This window comes from Segatella copri, assembly GCF_019127135.1.
GTDB lineage: Bacteria > Bacteroidota > Bacteroidia > Bacteroidales > Bacteroidaceae > Prevotella.
Map to the genome: position 1 here is coordinate 36,328 of NZ_JAHOEA010000008.1, position 17,631 is coordinate 53,958.

Annotated in this window: 17 protein-coding genes and 1 riboswitch; of the genes, 9 read left to right on the forward strand and 8 right to left on the reverse strand. The window is 45.9% G+C overall.

The genetic code is table 11. The features are described 5' to 3' along the window. The first annotated feature begins 27 nt into the window (after positions 1-27). The 6 genes from KSW37_RS03640 to KSW37_RS03665 all read left to right on the forward strand — a co-directional run bounded on the left by KSW37_RS03640 (position 28) and on the right by KSW37_RS03665 (position 4,956). Complete coding sequence (locus tag KSW37_RS03640) at positions 28-915, forward strand: hypothetical protein (RefSeq protein ID WP_217313353.1); 888 nt, start codon at positions 28-30, stop codon at positions 913-915. Positions 916-1,399: 484 nt separating this feature from the next. Next, the gene (locus KSW37_RS03645; RefSeq protein ID WP_217313354.1) at positions 1,400-1,552 is read left to right on the forward strand and encodes a cytochrome c-type biogenesis protein CcmH; all 153 of its coding nucleotides are present in this window, start codon (positions 1,400-1,402) and stop codon (positions 1,550-1,552) included. Further along, positions 1,545-2,585 (forward strand): AAA family ATPase, encoded by a 1,041-nt coding sequence (locus KSW37_RS03650; RefSeq protein ID WP_217313355.1) that lies wholly within the window; start codon positions 1,545-1,547, stop codon positions 2,583-2,585. Before KSW37_RS03645 ends, KSW37_RS03650 begins: the two co-directional genes overlap by 8 nt. A gap of 253 nt (positions 2,586-2,838) precedes the next feature. Further along, entirely contained in the window at positions 2,839-3,894 is a 1,056-nt protein-coding gene (locus KSW37_RS03655) for a DUF6371 domain-containing protein (protein WP_217313356.1), read from the forward strand. A gap of 91 nt (positions 3,895-3,985) precedes the next feature. After that, complete coding sequence (locus KSW37_RS03660) at positions 3,986-4,210, forward strand: DUF4248 domain-containing protein (protein ID WP_234699075.1); 225 nt, start codon at positions 3,986-3,988, stop codon at positions 4,208-4,210. 200 nt (positions 4,211-4,410) lie between these two features. Continuing rightward, entirely contained in the window at positions 4,411-4,956 is a 546-nt protein-coding gene (locus tag KSW37_RS03665; RefSeq protein WP_217313357.1) for a DNA-binding protein, read from the forward strand. A 73-nt stretch (positions 4,957-5,029) separates the two neighbouring features. Here the strand turns inward: KSW37_RS03665 and thiH are convergent, their stop codons facing one another. The 8 genes from thiH to KSW37_RS03705 form a co-directional block, all read right to left on the reverse strand. Beyond that, positions 5,030-6,178, reverse strand: coding sequence for a 2-iminoacetate synthase ThiH (gene thiH / locus KSW37_RS03670; protein ID WP_217313358.1), 1,149 nt, complete (start codon positions 6,176-6,178; stop codon positions 5,030-5,032). Positions 6,179-6,182: 4 nt separating this feature from the next. After that, a complete protein-coding gene (thiC, locus tag KSW37_RS03675) occupies positions 6,183-7,877 on the reverse strand; it encodes a phosphomethylpyrimidine synthase ThiC (protein WP_022121899.1) in 1,695 nt (564 codons plus the stop codon). 105 nt (positions 7,878-7,982) lie between these two features. Continuing rightward, entirely contained in the window at positions 7,983-8,756 is a 774-nt protein-coding gene (locus tag KSW37_RS03680; protein ID WP_217313359.1) for a thiazole synthase, read from the reverse strand. A gap of 87 nt (positions 8,757-8,843) precedes the next feature. Next, complete coding sequence (thiS, locus tag KSW37_RS03685; protein ID WP_217313360.1) at positions 8,844-9,041, reverse strand: sulfur carrier protein ThiS; 198 nt, start codon at positions 9,039-9,041, stop codon at positions 8,844-8,846. Between the two features lie 124 nt (positions 9,042-9,165). After that, positions 9,166-9,260, reverse strand: a riboswitch (TPP riboswitch). Positions 9,261-9,342: 82 nt separating this feature from the next. Further along, positions 9,343-9,768: a Fur family transcriptional regulator gene (locus KSW37_RS03690; protein ID WP_006848696.1), complete on the reverse strand. Its 426-nt coding sequence runs from the start codon at positions 9,766-9,768 to the stop codon at positions 9,343-9,345. Positions 9,769-10,473: 705 nt separating this feature from the next. After that, entirely contained in the window at positions 10,474-11,484 is a 1,011-nt protein-coding gene (locus tag KSW37_RS03695) for a GYF domain-containing protein (protein ID WP_217313361.1), read from the reverse strand. A 65-nt stretch (positions 11,485-11,549) separates the two neighbouring features. Then, positions 11,550-12,833: a clostripain-related cysteine peptidase gene (locus tag KSW37_RS03700; protein WP_217313362.1), complete on the reverse strand. Its 1,284-nt coding sequence runs from the start codon at positions 12,831-12,833 to the stop codon at positions 11,550-11,552. Positions 12,834-12,921: 88 nt separating this feature from the next. Beyond that, complete coding sequence (locus tag KSW37_RS03705; RefSeq protein WP_217313363.1) at positions 12,922-15,603, reverse strand: valine--tRNA ligase; 2,682 nt, start codon at positions 15,601-15,603, stop codon at positions 12,922-12,924. A gap of 107 nt (positions 15,604-15,710) precedes the next feature. Here KSW37_RS03705 and KSW37_RS03710 point away from each other — a divergent pair, with 107 nt between their 5' ends. From KSW37_RS03710 to KSW37_RS03720, 3 genes are all read left to right on the forward strand, one after another. Further along, a complete protein-coding gene (locus tag KSW37_RS03710; RefSeq protein ID WP_217313364.1) occupies positions 15,711-15,947 on the forward strand; it encodes a hypothetical protein in 237 nt (78 codons plus the stop codon). Between the two features lie 127 nt (positions 15,948-16,074). Continuing rightward, entirely contained in the window at positions 16,075-17,007 is a 933-nt protein-coding gene (mazG, locus tag KSW37_RS03715; protein WP_217313365.1) for a nucleoside triphosphate pyrophosphohydrolase, read from the forward strand. A 56-nt stretch (positions 17,008-17,063) separates the two neighbouring features. Next, a complete protein-coding gene (locus KSW37_RS03720; protein WP_217313366.1) occupies positions 17,064-17,624 on the forward strand; it encodes a lipocalin family protein in 561 nt (186 codons plus the stop codon). The last annotated feature ends 7 nt before the right edge of the window (positions 17,625-17,631 follow it).

The following is a 17,631-nucleotide window of genomic DNA, read 5'->3' on the forward strand; positions in this document are numbered from 1 at the left end:
TGAAGAAAATTTAAAATAGTTTTAATTATGAGTATAAATATTGATGAATTTCGCGTTTTGCGAACATTGTCAGATGGTGAGCAACATGATAAAGCTCCAAAAGGATTAACTGATGCTCAGTTCTGTATTGCAGTACAATTGCTCAAACAGAAAAATTTGATATATGCTGCTTTTGAGGAAGGAGGAAAAGTCATTTCTTCCAAGATTAATATGGCCGGATGTGCTGTATTGGATGCTTTAACAGAACTAGAAAAGGCAATCCTTAATCATGCTCTTTATGCAAGAAACATAAGAAAATGCGACTACGAAATTCTTCTCGATTTAAAAAATAATGGTTCTAATGCTTTTTCCAAAGAAATTAAGGATGATTCCAGCTTTTTTAAAAGAATTTCTCTTTTGCGCCGAGATAAAATGGTAACTTATAGTTATGATTATTATAGTTTGGCTGATAAAGGTTACGAACTTATAAAGGCAATAGAATATGAGGTTAATGAGGCTTTATCGAAGAAAAATATTCAAGTGCCTGGTTTTATAGAGCCAGATGCAGATATACAGGATAGTTTTGCGGATTCAGCAAATCAAGTAGAGCAGAAAAGCAAAACACAATCAGATAAAACTTCTGATATATGTATTAAGGGAGGACGTTTGTCTGGTTTCATGAAAGTTATAAAAGCAATGTGTGATGCTAATTATTTTGAGAAAAAAGATGGTGGCAAAGTTAATCAGGGTGATGTAATGGATCTGATGAGTGAAGCTTTTCACTCCGACCAATTGAACGGCAAAAATTATTCTTCTCTTTTAAATAAATGCGTTAAAGCTACAGAAAATACCTATTTTAATACTTTCGTGGAGTTGGAAGATAAAGCAGAAACTTTTTATAAGGCTTGTCATGATAGAGCAAAAAATAAAGACTGAGTTTTTTAACTCTTTAAAGTAGTTGAAGAGCAGGCTGAAAGCTAAAAAAGCTGAGCCTATATACAATTAGTAATGCGTCCTATAATTATAGGGCGCATTATTATGATGTTGAAAAGATCTAGAACGCTGCCCAGGACTAGAAGTTGCTGCCAGTTCTGGGCGTATGGAAGTTATAGGAAATCTACTATTAAAGTTTAATTTATTTTAAATTTTTGGTAAGGTTTTGGTAAGGTGCTTGCAACCTTACCAAGGCCTGTTGTAATTTTGCCGGCGAGATTTAGTTCTCATCGGCTTTTTTTGTATTCAATAAACTGAAGACAGATGGAGTTGATAAAATGAAAATCTCTAGGGCTTATTGGATATCGTTCGTTGTATTCACTTAAGTCCAGCAGGCAGACAAGCATCCTGACTAGGAAGCTAGAGGACTTGGACTATCTGAATGCAAATTGCTTCATAGACGGAAGGATTAATACCAAAATATAATATGCAAAAGGTATTATCTATCGGAGAAATCCTCAATGAGTATTTACTCCACAGCAACGCCCCTCTGGCTGCGGCTTATCGCAAGCACGTGCAGGAGATGATGGCAAGTAATGAATCTGTTGATTATATCAAGAAAGGAGGACGGTATGATTAATATAGATTCTAAACAGAAATTGGATGAATTCATGGCTCAGGAAGCTCAGCAGCAGACTGAATCCCAGAAACAGGCTCAGGCTCTTGCTCCAGGGGCTGCTCAGCAGCAGGACAAGCCTAGCTTTGTCAAAGTGTCTCCTTTCAATGACTACCGGTTAGAAGGACTGAAGATGGATCCACCGAAGGAACTTTGTCCCCATATTCTGGTGGAGCATGAGACAACGATTCTCTTTAGCGGCCCGGGTGTGGGTAAAACAGTCCTCGCCATTCAGATAGCTATCGAGTTGGCTGAACAGGGAAAGCGAGTGCTTTATGTCAACTTTGAGCTTTCGCAGCTACAATTGGCTCTGAGATATCCCAACAAGGATAGTCCTGATACACTCTACCACGCTAGCATCGATTATACCAAGATGCACGATGTTACCGACCAGAGCATGATTCTTTCTGAGATTGAGCGAATGGCACTGGAACTGAATATAGAGGTGATAATCATAGATAACTTTACCAATCTCTGTATCAATTCTAAGGAGGCAGCTGAAGCTGGAAAAATCATGCAGCAACTGGTAGCTATGCGTATGACTCACAACTGTACCATGCTCATCCTTGCCCATGTGCCTAAGCGTAAGCCGGGTGATCCACTTACAATAGACGACTTGGCTGGTAGTAAGCTTCTCAGTAACCTTGCCGATAACGTAATTGGTTTCAACAAATCGAGAAAGGACAAGAACATGCGCTACCTCATTCAGCTGAAGTATCGTTCTCTCCCAATCGAACTTGATTTCAAGAACGTGCAGGAACTTACGTTGACCAGTTCTGACGGATGGCTCCATTTCGAATATGGAGGCTATGATGAAGAACGAACTCATCTGCCAAGATCACGAGATGAAAGGGCAGAACTGGAGCGTGACATCGTGAAGGAACTCAAGCAGCCTAATGGCTCTTCTTATCGGGAAATTGCTGACAAACTGGGTACCAGTTTGAGTATGGTTCAGCGTGTTGCCAAGAGCAATAACTTGAACAGAAAAGGCAAATAAGCCTTACAAGAAGTAAGTATTTGTATCAGGGATGTATCATTCCGATTTTTGATACAAAATGATACTTAATTAATTGATATAGACATAGTTAGACTGTATCATGAGTGATACAGCTGCTGTATCTGATACAAAGGGAATGTATCATCTTTGATACATAATAACCTTCTGAATATCAGTAGATTAATGATTGTTTTGTATCGATTCGGAAATGATACACTCTGATACATTTTTTTATATTTAAATTTCAGAAAAAATGAAGAATGATATAAGATTTATTTTGGAGCGCTATCATGCCGGTGGAGCCAACCGTTATGTCTGCCCTCAATGTGGACGCAAGAAGTGCTTTACACGATATGTAGACCTGAAAACGGGCGAGTATGTGGCTGACGACTGTGGTAGATGCGACCATACGGCATCCTGCGGCTATCATTATCCACCACGTCAATACTTCCATGATCATCCGGAACTTAGCTGCAGGGAAGATTACCAGACGGAATACGTAAACGGTAAACCCTTGCTGGGATTGGGAAACAGGAGACAGGACTCAGATAACACCCTGAACGTTCATAAGAACAGACTGATGATGCAACCGCAGGATAGGCGACAGACCGAGTTCTTCAGCCCCGAATGGGTACAGAAGGCTATGCTGAGGCAGAGTGCTTTCGGCATGTGGCTTGAAGGCCTGAACATCGGTGGTGATGCCCGGCAGGTGCTAGCCGATTATTGTGTGGGAGGTACTGCCCGGGACGTCGTTGTGCAGGGGGTGAACTATGGCAGGGCAGTGGTGTTCTGGCTGATAGACGAACAGCAGCGGGTGCATGATGCCAAGCTGATGGCTTATCGCAATGACGGTCATCGGGTACAGGGATGGGCCAACACCATGCGTTCCATCTGTGAACGTTCTCATGTAGGACCGCAACTTCAGAATACCGAAAAGGTGCTCTTTGGACAGCATCTGCTTCCCCGCTATCCCGATAAGACGGTATGCATCGTGGAGAGTGAGAAGACATCGCTTATCTGTGCCTGCCGCTATCCGCAGTACCTGTGGCTGGCAACGGGCGGATGTGGAAATCTGCAGACCGATAAGCTGATACCCTTGCAGCATCGGCGACTCGTGGTTTATCCCGATAGCGGAGAGTATGATAAGTGGAAGGAGCAGATGGCAAGGAGCGGATGCCGGGATTATAGGGTGGTGGACTTCATGGAGCAGTTTGAGGCGAATACCGATATTGCCGATATTCTGTTGGGTGAGGCTCAGCAGAAACCCGAATTTCTGCTGCCACCTCCTCCAGATGTCTGCCCTTTCTAAACATAAGGTTTACGCTCCGTAAGTATCATCTTTAGAGGGCGTAAGTATAAGGGTTAGAAAAATAATTAAAATGCAAAATTAAAATGTAAATATGATGACAAATTTTAAAGTAAGAGCCTATGGAAAATCAGAGCTTGCCTGGCTCTATTTTCCAACAGCCAATTCGGCTCATACGGCAGTAAACCATCTGATGGCTTGGGTGTATCGCATTCCGCAACTTGTTGACGGACTTCAGAAGCTCGGCTATCGTAAGACGGCAAAGTTTTTTACACCCCGAGAGGTAGCTCTCATCATCGATTATCTGGGTGAACCATAAGAAAATCCTTATAAAGTATGCTATCTCACGCAACGTATGGTATCGTATGAATGCCTTGAAGGAATTTTGTATCTTTGCTGTGTAAACCAAAGGGGTTTACTCGATGAAACTCTCTACCCGATGGGGTGATGGATCCTATACCTTCTGAAGGAACATGGAGATGCGGAATCGGCAGTAATTAACTCAAAATTCTGATAGTTATGATTAAGTACGTTTTGAAGCAGAACAAGAACAAGAAGAGTCTTGCTTATCTTAAGTGGTATGCTTTCCCATTGGTGGAAGAGACGATGGACCTGGCTGAACTTGCCAAGCACATGGAGGAGCACAATACCGGATTCACCGAGGCGATGTGCCTGGGCATGATGACTGCCATGGTGAAGTGTATCAAGGAGCAGCTCCTGGCTGGTAAAAATGTGAAGATAGACAACCTTGCCATCTTCAGCGTGGGTATCCGTAACAAGGAGGGAGCCAAGACCGAGGCTGAGTTTACTGCGGTAAACAATATTGCCGGTGTAAAGCTCAGAGCTCGTGCTACAGGTACATTGAGCAATGCCAACCTTAACACTTCGGCTAGTGTGAGAAGAGCCAGCAATGTAGTAGTTTTTGGTTCTGGCAGTGATGCCGGTAATGGTGCAGGCAGCATCAACCCTGGTGGCAATACAACTACTGGTGGCAACAGCCAGACTGGTGACAGCTCTACTACAGGAGGTGAAGACAACGGTGTTGGCGACGGCAACCTTGGTTAAAGCCTACTGAGGTAAAAGGCAGCCTTAAAATTTTAAAATCCTCGTCCGATATAGAAACCGGACGAGGATTTTTTTATCCAACTTTTTCTTCTTTCAGTTTTCCGAAGAAATCGAATGAGGCATCCCAATCCTTCCAGACTGGCTCTCTGCCCAATTCCTTCAATCTCGCATTGATTACCTTGGCGGTACGCTCATCGCTTACGGTGAACTGCTCCAATGCCTGAGGATAGGTATGGTAACCACCTGGATTTACCTTTGATTCTGCCGACATGGTGGTGACACCCAGTGTTGCCATGTTGTCACGGATGTAGGCTGGCTCACGGGTAGAGTAAGAGATATCTACATCGTGGTCGAAGATACGCATGGCGAAAGTTGCCTGGGCCAACTGCTTATCGGTCATGAAGCAGTTTGGCTGGAAACCTTCGTTCTGTGCTGGGCGCATACGAGGGAAGTTCACGCTGTACTTGGTCTTCCAGTAATGCTTCTGCAGGTAGCGCAGGTGATGAGCCATCATCACAACATCCGTGCGCCACTCCTTCTCCAAGCCGATGAGCACACCCATACCGATGGAATGGACACCTGCCATACCCATGCGGTCGAAACCATCGCAGCGCCACTCAAACTTGCTCTTCATGCCACGTGGGTGGTAGAGCTTGTAGTGCTCGTGGTTGTAGGTCTCCTGGAAACAGATGACACCGTTCATACCATGGTCGGCGAGGGTTTTGTAATCCTCTGTAGAGAGCGGCATCACCTCAATTTTCACGTTAGAGAAATACTTCTTGGCGATGTCGATTGCCTTGGCAAGATATGGGGTGCCAGCCTTGGCTGGGTTCTCGCCCGTAACGAGAAGGATGTTCTCGAATGGAGCCAACTGCTTGATGGCCTTATACTCGTTCTCAATCTGCTCTGGGGTGAGGATGGTACGAGCCATCGGATTCTCACGATGGAAACCGCAATACACGCAGGAGTTAGAGCATGAATTGGTGATGTAGAGAGGAATGAACATCGACATGGTCTTGCCGAAGCGCTCCTCAGTATATTTGCGGGAAAGACGCGCCATTACCTCCAGGTATGGCTCGGCTGCCGGTGAAATCAGCGCCATGAAGTCGTTCACATCGCAATGGTCCTTGGCAAGGGCACGACGCACATCGTTATCGGTCATTCGAGCAATGCGCTCCGTGGTCTCCTCCCAACTGATTTTCTTTAATTCGTCTGAAAACATTTTCTTACTTTTTAAACTTTCTCAAATCGTGTGTCAACTTGGCTGCGCAGAAGTTTGGACCACACATGGTGCAGTACTCACCGTCTGTATGACCTGCCTCCTCGAAATACTTCAAGGCAAGCTCTGGGTCGAGAGAGAGGTGGAACTGGTCTCTCCAACGGAATTCGAAACGTGCCTTGGAGAGGGCGTTGTCGCGGATGGTTGCGCCTGGATGACCCTTAGCCAAATCGGCAGCATGAGCGGCAATCTTATAGGTTACCACACCTGTGCGCACATCTTCCTTGTTAGGCAAGGCGAGGTGCTCCTTTGGTGTTACATAGCAGAGCATGGCTGTGCCGAGCCATGCTATCTGGGCACCACCGATGGCTGATGTGATGTGGTCGTAACCTGGGGCGATATCGGTAACCAATGGGCCGAGGGTGTAGAATGGTGCCTCGTGACAGTGGTCGAGCTGGCGCTCCATGTTCTCCTTGATCTTTTGCAATGGCACATGACCAGGGCCCTCAATGAAGGCCTGTACGTTCTTGTCCCAGGCACGGGTAACAAGCTCGCCCATGGTATCCAATTCGGCAAACTGGGCTGCATCGTTGGCATCGGCGATACAGCCAGGGCGCAGACCATCGCCCAAAGAAAGGGCTACGTCGTACTGTGCCACGATGTCGCAGATATCGTCGAAGTGCTCATAGAGGAAGCTTTCCTGGTCGTGGTAAAGACACCATTTGCTCATGATACTACCGCCACGGCTCACGATTCCGCAGAGACGGCTATCGGCGAGATGCACGTTGTGGCGACGGATGCCGGCATGGATGGTGAAATAGTCAACACCCTGCTCACACTGCTCGATGAGGGTATCACGGAATACCTCCCAGTTCAGATCTTCTACCTTGCCGTTCACCTTCTCCAAAGCCTGGTAGATAGGCACGGTTCCTACCGGTACAGGACAGTTGCGCACAATCCATTCACGGGTTTCGTGAATGTTGTCGCCGGTAGAGAGGTCCATCAAGGTATCGCCTCCCCACTTGCAAGACCATACAGCCTTATCCACCTCTTCCTCGATGCTGGAAGTAGTGGCAGAGTTACCGATGTTGGTATTGATCTTTACGAGGAAGTTGCGGCCGATGATCATCGGTTCGCTCTCCGGGTGGTTGATGTTGGCAGGAAGAACGGCACGTCCGCGTGCAATCTCATCACGAACATACTCAGGGGTGATATGGGTATCGATGCCCAATTCCTGGCAGTTCATGTTCTCGCGGATAGCCACGTACTCCATCTCTGGAGTGATGATGCCAGCCTTTGCGTAAGCCATCTGGGTGATGTGCTTGCCTGCCTGTGCACGGCGAGGCAACTGGATGTGCTCGAAGCGGAGGTGGTCGAGGCTATGGTCAGCAAGGCGCTGCTTGCCATACTCGCTGGTAACTTCCTTGAGCTGCTCGGTATCGTTGCGGTCGAGAATCCACTGCTCGCGCATTCTTGGCAAGCCTTTCTTCAAATCTACCTGATAGTTAGGGTCGCTGTAAGGACCGCTGGTATCGTAGATATAAACCGGAGCGTTTGGCTCAGTATGAGGAATGCCGCGCTCATCCTTCACAACAGTAGGAGTGAGGTTTACCTTGGTCATTCCAACCTTGATCTGTGGGAAGAGTTTTCCCTGCATATACGCCTTTTCTCTCTGGGCGTAAGCTTTCTTGTCGTTTGGCATAATGTTTAAAGGTAAAAAGGTAAAAAGGTAAAAGGGTAAAAAGAACATTCTGCTTCTTTGCCTTCATCCTTCATGCCTTTTATGATCATATATATTTATTTTATATTAGTCGTTGAGGAATGCGGTGAGAGGAGAACTTGCCTCAGCACAATCGCTGATGGCTCCGAGACCTGCCTCGTAAGCACGGCGACCGCAGATGACTGCCTCCTTGAATGCCTTGGCCATCTCAACAGGGTCTCCGGCTACGGCGATAGCGGTGTTAACCAGACAAGCACTGGCACCCATCTCCATAGCTTCGGCAGCATGGCTAGGCGCACCGATACCTGCATCTACTACAACAGGAACGGTAGCCTGCTCGATGATAATCTGCAGGAAGTCCTTCATTCTCAATCCCTTGTTGGTACCGATAGGTGCAGCGAGTGGCATTACGGTAGCAGCACCAGCCTCTTCGAGGTGCTTGCAGAGGGTAGGGTCTGCCTGGCAATATGGCAATACCACGAAACCGAGCTTTACCAGTTTCTCAGTAGCCTTCAGCGTCTCGATAGAGTCTGGAAGAAGATAGCGAGGGTCTGGGTGGATTTCGAGCTTGAGCCAGTTGGTTCCGAAAGCCTCGCGAGCCATCTGTGCTGCGAAGACAGCCTCTTCGGCGTTGCGCACTCCACTGGTATTAGGGAGGAGCTGGATGCTAGGACTCTGTACGATATGAGTAAGCAGGTCGTCCTGCTTGTCTTCGAGTTCGATACGTTTCATAGCAACAGTAACCATTTCTGTTTCTGATGCTTTGATGGCTTCAGCCATGAGGGCATTGTTGTTAAACTTTCCTGTGCCCAAGAAGAGGCGTGAGTTAAACTCTCTGCCTGCGATTACTAATTTTTCCATTGTTTTATTATAGAGTTGTTATTTTTGTTTCCATTTCTGTAGGAAAAGTACTTTTGGATGATTCTTTTCCGCAGTATTCTGGGACTGTTATCCTCCGCAGAACGCTTTTACGATAACGATGTCAGCTCCTTCTGTGATGAGTGTGTTTTCCCATTCATCACGAGGCACCATTTCGTTACTGATAGCTACTGCAACTCCTGTAGCTGGCAAATCGAGTTCCTGAGCTAACTCCCTGATGGTTTTAGCCTGTGTCTCGGTCTCTTTGTTGTTGATAGTTACTTTCATATTCTGTTCGTTTTATATGATGAATAATCCGTTTGTTTACGCTGTTTCTATCGCCCGAAAGCGATGATATGATAATATGTAATCAAACACGGTGAACTTCCAGATGAAAGCCTTAAGAGAAAAATAAAGCGCTATCAAATATCCCTGCGACAGCATTACCTGCATCAGGTTCAATGGGTATCATCTCAGCCGAATCTTTCAGCACCCCGTGATAATCGCTTGCAAAAGTAATGATAATATCGGAAAAACAATAGAATTTCAAAAATATTTATGCTATATTAACGCTGAAGCATCTGTCGCTTTACTGGTGTTTCTTTCTGCAATCCGGGCATTCGCCTTTGATGACAAAGGAAATAGAGTGGGGGTAAAAGCCTTCGGGCAGCTCGAAACTTGGAATATGGATATCCTCCATACAGAAGGAACGCTGGCATGATTCGCAGTAGAAATGAATGTGCCCGTCGTGATGATCGCAAGCCCCTTTTTCTTCGCAGAGTTCGTAGCAGAGTACGCCTCGCCCATCTTCGAAGGCATGAACCACATCATGTTCCAAAAAGAGGGTAAGGGTACGGAAGATGCTCGACTTGTCCATCGAAACCATCTTTCGTTCCAGATTGCTCAGACTCTGCGGGTTCTGTTCGCCCATCAGGGTCTTCATTACGAGTATGCGGTTGGCGGTTGGCCGGATGCCTTTCGATTCCAGCCTGCTGATCATATCTTGTGAATTCATCGTTTCTTCTTTTAAAATTTTTACTAACTGGTTGCAAAGATACAAAAAAAGCGTGTAAGTATGGTAACTTACACGCTTTTTCTTTATTTAAACGTAATTACTTTTTGCTTTCAATCTAGTTTAAGCCGCAGCATGAAGGGGTTTGAGCCCTTATGCGCAAGCACAACCACGGCTTCTGTTCAAAGCCTCACCATACATTTCCATTGCGGTCATGTAATTTGCAAGAATAGCCTTCAAGGCCTTCTTGATGTTTGCATACATTGTTTTCATAATCGTTATCCTTTTTTAAAAATTAATACTCGGCATTTCTGCCATTTCCTTTTTTCTTTTGTTCATGAACGGTGGTCAATTTTACTTGCCCATCTCCATGTTGTTGTTTACATTCACAGCTTTGGCAATCATTGCTGCCACAACTGTAAGAATCATTACTGTCGTCATCATAATTTGTTTCCTTTCTTTCTTTGTGGAGCCTCCATGTGAGGTCTCCTGTTTTACATTATCCTTTTACAATCTCACTGTTTTCTGGTGCAAAGGTAATGCCTTTTTCTTGAATATCTGTCACAAAGACATGACAAAATGATGAAAAAGGGGCTTTTTTTGATACACGTCAACTAAACAGCAATGGCGGCTTGATATACGTCAAGCCGCCATGCTGTCATATTGAGAAATGTGTCATATTTCTTGTGTTTCTTCGGATTTCTGATGCTAGATCAGTTCCAGAATCTTGTCGAGAATCTTTTCTACGGTTGAAGAATCGGTTGCTTCATCGAGTTTCTGGTTGATTTTCTCTTCCAGTTTCTTGCTCACCTTGTCGGCAGCCTGATCCATGGCCTGGTTTGCCTTGTCTTCCAGTTTCTTCTGAACGGAAGCGCCCAGTCCGTCTTCTTCTGAACCATCGCTGCTATTATCGCTTACAGAAGGGGTTTCATCGGTTGATGAACTGGTGGTTTCTTCTATCTGCAGATTGTCGGCACCTTCCAGCGCCTTCACCATATCATCAGCGTTCATCGTGTAAACGCTGCCAAGGATTCCGAAACTTACGGTGTGCTGTTTGCCATTAAACTCTACGGTACCCTTAGAACATACGATATAGTTGTGGTATTCGAAGAGCTGGTTCATCACTTCATCAATAGCGCTGCCCGCCATCATCTTGGCAATGGAACGGATGCTTTGGGTGAAGAAGTTGTTATCACTGGTTTCTGTAGCCTTGTCAATGGCCTTGGCTGCCTCAGTCTTTACCTTTTCTTTATGGGCATCAGGTCCTGGATTGGTTATGGCGAAAACCAGGAAGAGAAGTACGATAAGACCTAAGATGATCTTCCAGAGTGTCTTGCTCGATTTTTTCTTTTCCGGTTCCTGTCTGTAGCCCTGGTTCATGGCAGCGCCGTGCTGAAAGCCTTGCTGGTAAGCCTCCTGCTGTGCCTGCTGGAAACTTTGCTGGTTTGCAGCTTGAAAGTTTGCTGCTTCTGTCCCGTTGTTGCCGGCTGCATCTGCTGATGTTGCTTCTGCATCTTCTTTGTTGGCAGCATTAGCCTTGATTGCTTCTACAGTTTCTAGAACTGTCTTCAGTTCTGCTATTTTCCAAGCTGGAGTCCAGTCTTTCATGCCTTGTGCCCAAACAAGGGTCTCGGGTGTGATAGCCTTCTGGACGAGTTGCTCCAGGCTGAATGGACCCGCTTGCTGTCCGTTATTCTCAATGATAAAATATTCCATCATGTATTCTTTTATATAATCTTTTTCTTAAAAGCCAATAAGGAGTTTCTTTCACTCTTCATTGCTTATTAGTGTGTAGCTTTCCACCAACCGGTTTTCTCTCTGCCCTTGATAGCTACGCTGTGCTGGCTAGGGTCGGAGATAGAAAGACCGCAATAATTTTTCACTTTAAAGGTTGTACCTCTATAACTCTTTAACGCTGTATAAGCCTGTTCGGTATGAGCAGCAGCTTTGATAGTGAGTTTCATCTGTGAAGTATATTTGTCTTTCAGATAGCCACTCGGAACAAGACTGTCTATGTATACACTCATATCGTAGAAGAGGTTGGGAGAGAAACCATCCAAAGGCTGTATGGAATCGAGCGGAACGGATGATGAGAGGGTATATTTGCTATTGATTTCCTTCATCACTTGGGCTAGATTATCCATCTGTCTGCAGTCGATGGCCGCCATGTTGCAGAATGGATCGCTACTATTCTTGTAGAAATTGACTACTCCGTTGACAAATCCTGAGTAGTTGGGTGCTGAACTGTTGAGATAGCTCCATACGGTTTTGTATGGAACGCCGGCTCCCATTACTTCGCTACTTGAACTGATCATGAAATTGGTAACATCTTTCAGTTCGTATGCAGTCTCTACATTGCCCATATAGCATGCATCGAAGAGGATGTACTGCATCTTGGTGCCGCTGAGTTTGATGCCTTCGGCTAGGGTAGGAATGTCGAGAGCGTTTTCTTCTAAACTCACACTTCCGAAGAAACGGGTGACAGGGTTGTTGGGATCGGGACCATACTGTATTCCGCTGAAATTGCCGGTAGCGGTAGGGTAGCTGGTGCTTCCTTTCTGAGCAAAACCGGCATTAGGTCTTGCCATATAAGGATAGTTTACCCAATCGCTGTTGTAGGTCCATCCGCAGCCATGAGCTCCAATGATGAGCGAATAATTCAGGGCTTCAGCACGGCGTTTCACCTCATTCAGAATTTCTGCAAATCCTTCTGCTGTAGTATATGTGGCTTCATCGTATGTCTTCAAAGTGTCGCGAATGACGGTTTTCGTACTGCCGTCATATTGAAGATCTATAAGATAGCTCTTCCTGTAACTCTGGCTCATGAAGACCATTACACGCGAATTATTCAAGCCTTTCTTGGCAACAATACCTTCGCAGATACTGTCAACGTTGTTTTCCAAAAAACTTGTGAGACCGGAAGTGTTGGTTCCACCCGTCCAAGGATAGAAGACGAAGATAGTCTGCTTATTGACGCTTTCTACATCAATAGCTTCATCGCCACAACTGGTGAAAGTTGCTGCTAGAGATAGCGTACATATAAATAAGGTGAAAAGCTTCTTGATCATGTTTCTCTTGAAAATATGAAATGTTAAGTATGAAATGCTAAGTTCTTACACTTAACATTCCGCACTTAACATGATAAATATTAAACTATTATTTCTTCTTGAGCTCCTCGATGGTTGCCTTGAGGGCAGCAATCTTCTCAACAGAGTCGCTTTCCTTCTTGCGCTCCAGGGCTACTACCTTTTCAGGAGCGTGAGCTACGAAGTTCTCATTGCTGAGCTTCTTACGTACACCCATCAGGAAGCCTTCCAGGTGCTTGAGCTGAGCCTCTGCCTTCTCAATCTCGGCAGCTACGTCGATGAGGTCGCCCAATGGTACGGCAAACTCGTCGGTACCTACCATGAAGCTTGATGCATCGGCACTCTTCTCAGCGATGACCTCAATCTTATCAAGGTTCGCCATCTTCAGAGTTACGTCGTTATAAGCCTCGAAATCGTTCTTGCCTACTACCTGGAGAGACAACTGCTCCTTCTGGGCAATGTTCTTCTGGTTGCGAACGGTACGAACACCGGCGATAATCTGCTTCACTGCCTCTATGTCGGCTGCCAACTTCTGCTCCTCGGCTGTAGGTGCAGGAATCTCCAGCTTCTCGCGCATGATGCTCTCGCCATCCTTGCGGTCGTAGATGTGCTGCCACAGCTCCTCGGTGATGAATGGCATGAATGGATGCAACATCTTCAGAAGGGCATCGAAGAAACGGAGGGTAGCGTCGTAGCTCTTCTGGTCGATAGGCTGGCCGTAAGCTGGCTTCACCATCTCCAGGTACCAAGATGAGAATTCATCCCAGAACAGCTTATATACTGTCATCAATGCCTCAGAGATACGGTAGTCCTTAAACTGCTTCTGCATCTCCTCGTTCACCTCCTTGAGCTTGGCGTCAAACCACTTCACGGCGATTTCTGCACTCTTAGGCTGCTCGATATCTGCAGTCTCCCAACCCTTGACGAGGCGGAAGGCATTCCAGATCTTATTGTTGAAGTTACGTCCCTGCTCGCAAAGGCTCTCGTCGAAGAGGATGTCGTTGCCTGCAGGAGCACTGAGCATCATACCCATACGAACACCATCGGCACCAAACTTGTCAATCAGATCCAGTGGGTCTGGTGAGTTACCGAGACTCTTGCTCATCTTGCGGCCGAGCTTATCGCGGACGATACCTGTGAAATATACGTGCTTGAATGGCATCTTGCCACGATACTCGTAGCCAGCCATGATCATACGTGCTACCCAGAAGAAGATGATATCCGGACCAGTTACGAGGTCGGAAGTAGGGTAGTAGTAGTTAATCTCCTCGTTGTCTGGATGCTCGATGCCATCAAACAGAGAGATAGGCCACAACCATGAAGAGAACCAGGTGTCGAGGCAGTCGCTCTCCTGCTCAAGATCCTCAGCCTTGATGCTGGCGTTCTTCTCCTGAGCGAGTTTCAGTGCCTCCTCTGCAGTCTCTGCTACCACGAAATCCTTCTTGCCGGCATTGTCGAAGTAGTAAGCTGGGATACGGTGACCCCACCAGAGCTGACGGCTGATACACCAGTCCTTGATGTTCTCCAACCAGTGGCGATAGGTGTTCTTGTACTTCTTAGGATAGAACTCGATGTCGTCGTCCATTACTGGAGGAAGGGCGATGTCAGCAAAGTGCTGCATCTTGAGGAACCACTGTGTAGAGAGCTTTGGCTCGATAGGCACATTGGTACGCTCAGAGAAGCCCACCTTATTATTATAGTCCTCAATCTTCTCCATCAGACCGGCGTTCTGAAGGTCGATGGAAATCTGCTTGCGCACGTCCATGCGGTCCATACCAACATAGAGACCGGCTGCCTCGCTTATGGTACCGTTGTCGTTGAAGATGTCGATGGTCTCCAAACCGTGCTTCAAACCGAGGGCGTGGTCGTTGATATCGTGAGCTGGAGTTACCTTCAAGCAACCGGTACCGAACTCGATATCTACGTATGTATCCTCGATGACAGGAATCTCGCGGTTTACGAGAGGCACGATCACGTGCTTACCCTTCAGCCAGGTATTCTTCTTATCCTCAGGGTTGATACACATGGCAGAGTCGCCCATGATGGTCTCAGGACGGGTGGTAGCTACTACTGCATAGTAACCCTTTTCGTCCTTGTGTATCACGTTCTCCTCATCAACCTGCTGGCAGTCCTGCTCAACTACATAATACTTCAAGTGGTAGAGCTTAGAGTGCTCGTCCTTGTAGATAACCTCCTCGTCAGAGAGCGCAGTCTGAGCCTTAGGGTCCCAGTTAACCATGCGCACGCCACGATAGATGAGTCCCTTCTTGTAGAGGTCGCAGAATACGTGGATGACGGCACGAGAGCGGGTCTCGTCCATGGTGAATGCTGTGCGGTCCCAGTCGCAGCTGGCACCGAGTTTGCGGAGCTGCTTAAGGATGATGCCACCGTGCTCGTGAGTCCAGTCCCAAGCATGCTTGAGGAACTCCTCGCGGGTAAGGTCGGTCTTCTTGATGCCCTGCTGAGCGAGGCGGTTTACCACCTTTGCCTCGGTAGCGATACTGGCATGGTCGGTACCTGGTACCCAACATGCGTTCTTGCCCTCCATGCGTGCACGGCGAACGAGAATATCCTGAATAGTATTGTTGAGCATGTGTCCCATGTGGAGCACACCCGTTACGTTTGGTGGAGGGATAACCACTGTATAAGGTTCACGACCATCTGGCTTAGAGCTGAAAAGCTTGTTGTCGAGCCAGTACTGATACCATTTACTTTCCACTGCTTGTGGATCGTATTTACTTGCTAATTCCATTGTTTATATCTAATTTTTATTCTTTTTCTTAAAAAAACGGTGCAAAGATACGAATTTTTGGGCGAAAAATACTATCTTTGCATCAAAATTATTAATTTTTGCACAAAATGATGGTTAGTAATGCAGTAAAAGAAGTAACGGAACAAGATAGGAGAAAAATGCTAGCCAGTTTTCTCTATGATGTGGCGAAGCTGATGTTTGGCAGCGTTGCCGTGGGAGGATTGTCGCCTCTGATAATTGGAGGTGATTTCGGTTGGCTTAATATAGTGTGTTTTTTTGTTGGTTCAATATGCGGGTTCTTACTTGCCTATAGTGCCAATGATTTGTTGAGGTATAAAAAGTAATAGTTATGGAAGCATATTTGTTTTTTAATGTAATGATGTTTGTGTTTGCATTGTCTTTCGCCATTTTCCTCAATACGAAGGCAGGCAAGAAATGGAAAGACAATCTTTAAAATGAGAAGTTACAATCATGCATACGAAAGAAGAGAAAATGGCGGCATTCAGCCGCTTGCTGGATGTGCAGGACCGTTTGCGCCTGCAGTGTCCATGGGATAAAAAGCAGACATTTGAGAGCCTTCGTCCGAATACGATTGAGGAGACTTTCGAACTTTGTGATGCCTTGATGAAGCGCGATTACAAAGATGTCAAGAAGGAGTTGGGCGATGTGTTGGAGCACGTGATGTTCTATAGTATCATCGGCAGAGAAGACGGCGAGTTCGATATCTGCGATGTCTGCAATCAGGAGGCAGATAAACTGATGTTCCGCCATCCTTTCATCAACTGGAAGGAGGAAGGAAATTGGACGGTTTCGAATCCGGATATGTTCATCAATGATGAAGGACAGGTTGTCTATAGGGAGTCAGACGCAGGGAATGGAGAAGCTGGAACTGCCAGCTCGGAAGAAACCTTGGCTCTTGGCGCCAGCAAGCCGAAAACTGCTACTTCTGTTGAGAAAACCTGGGAACAGATCAAGCAGCAGGAGAAGGATGGAAATGAGCGGGTGTTGAGCGGTGTCCCAAATTCTCTTCCCTCTCTTATCAAGGCTTATCGCATTCAGGATAAGGCTAGAAATGTAGGCTTTGACTGGAAAGAAAAAGAAGATGTGTGGGAAAAGGTACAGGAGGAACTGGAAGAACTCAAGGTGGAACTGGCTAAAGGCGATAAGGAAAATTCTACCCAGGAATTGGGCGATTTCCTCTTCTCTGTCATCAATGCTGCACGTCTCTATAAACTCAATCCGGATAATGCGCTGGAGAAAACCAACCAGAAGTTTATCCGCCGTTTCAACTATGTGGAAGATCATAGCTTGAAGCAAGGTAAAAACTTAAAAGATATGAGTTTAGAAGAAATGGATAAACTATGGGATGAAGCAAAACTTCAGGAGAAAAAGGAAGATAAATAATGGTGAATCGGATTATCTTATCGACTCATCAACATAATAATAAAAACTAAAGAGTTATGAAGAAATTAGTTTATGTAACAATAGCTTTGGTGGCGCTTTTCGCTGCCAACAGTTGTAAGAACAAAAATAATGTTCCTGTTATCAGTACAACCGATTCTGTAGAGGTAGAGGATGCGATGAACGATTCTACCATCTATGGTGTATGCGGTGAGGGAACCTCTATGCATAATCTGGAGCTGATTTCTGATGGTGGTGACACCCTTTCGGTGTTTATTGACGATGAGAATCCTGATGTTGTTCAGGGAGGATTGCTGGCTGGCGACCGTATTGCTCTTATCGGTTATAAGGCTGAGGATGGAGAGATGATGGCCCAGAAGATTATCAACCTGACTTCCCTCTTGGGCAAATGGACTTCTCTGGATAAGAATTTTGACATCTTGGAAGGTGGAGAAGTGAAGAACAATGTGAAAGCAGAAACTAATCCTTGGACCAGCTGGAAGATACTCAATGGTAAACTCTTGCTGAATAAGGATACTTTCGCTATTGACAAGTTGGGTTCTGACAGTCTTATGTTGGAGAATACTCAGGGTATCTTTGTTTTCAAGCGTCAAGAGTAAGGTTATC

Excerpts from the sequence above, each read along its gene's own strand:
- KSW37_RS03640 (WP_217313353.1), top strand. The coding sequence starts at position 28 with ATGAGTATAAATATTGATGAATTTCGCGTTTTGCGAACATTGTCAGAT.
- KSW37_RS03645 (WP_217313354.1), top strand. The coding sequence starts at position 1,400 with ATGCAAAAGGTATTATCTATCGGAGAAATCCTCAATGAGTATTTACTC.
- KSW37_RS03650 (WP_217313355.1), top strand. The coding sequence starts at position 1,545 with ATGATTAATATAGATTCTAAACAGAAATTGGATGAATTCATGGCTCAG.
- KSW37_RS03655 (WP_217313356.1), top strand. The coding sequence starts at position 2,839 with ATGAAGAATGATATAAGATTTATTTTGGAGCGCTATCATGCCGGTGGA.
- KSW37_RS03660 (WP_234699075.1), top strand. The coding sequence starts at position 3,986 with ATGATGACAAATTTTAAAGTAAGAGCCTATGGAAAATCAGAGCTTGCC.
- KSW37_RS03665 (WP_217313357.1), top strand. The coding sequence starts at position 4,411 with ATGATTAAGTACGTTTTGAAGCAGAACAAGAACAAGAAGAGTCTTGCT.
- thiH (WP_217313358.1), bottom strand. The coding sequence starts at position 6,178 with ATGTTTTCAGACGAATTAAAGAAAATCAGTTGGGAGGAGACCACGGAG.
- thiC (WP_022121899.1), bottom strand. The coding sequence starts at position 7,877 with ATGCCAAACGACAAGAAAGCTTACGCCCAGAGAGAAAAGGCGTATATG.
- KSW37_RS03680 (WP_217313359.1), bottom strand. The coding sequence starts at position 8,756 with ATGGAAAAATTAGTAATCGCAGGCAGAGAGTTTAACTCACGCCTCTTC.
- thiS (WP_217313360.1), bottom strand. The coding sequence starts at position 9,041 with ATGAAAGTAACTATCAACAACAAAGAGACCGAGACACAGGCTAAAACC.
- KSW37_RS03690 (WP_006848696.1), bottom strand. The coding sequence starts at position 9,768 with ATGAATTCACAAGATATGATCAGCAGGCTGGAATCGAAAGGCATCCGG.
- KSW37_RS03695 (WP_217313361.1), bottom strand. The coding sequence starts at position 11,484 with ATGATGGAATATTTTATCATTGAGAATAACGGACAGCAAGCGGGTCCA.
- KSW37_RS03700 (WP_217313362.1), bottom strand. The coding sequence starts at position 12,833 with ATGATCAAGAAGCTTTTCACCTTATTTATATGTACGCTATCTCTAGCA.
- KSW37_RS03705 (WP_217313363.1), bottom strand. The coding sequence starts at position 15,603 with ATGGAATTAGCAAGTAAATACGATCCACAAGCAGTGGAAAGTAAATGG.
- KSW37_RS03710 (WP_217313364.1), top strand. The coding sequence starts at position 15,711 with ATGATGGTTAGTAATGCAGTAAAAGAAGTAACGGAACAAGATAGGAGA.
- mazG (WP_217313365.1), top strand. The coding sequence starts at position 16,075 with ATGCATACGAAAGAAGAGAAAATGGCGGCATTCAGCCGCTTGCTGGAT.
- KSW37_RS03720 (WP_217313366.1), top strand. The coding sequence starts at position 17,064 with ATGAAGAAATTAGTTTATGTAACAATAGCTTTGGTGGCGCTTTTCGCT.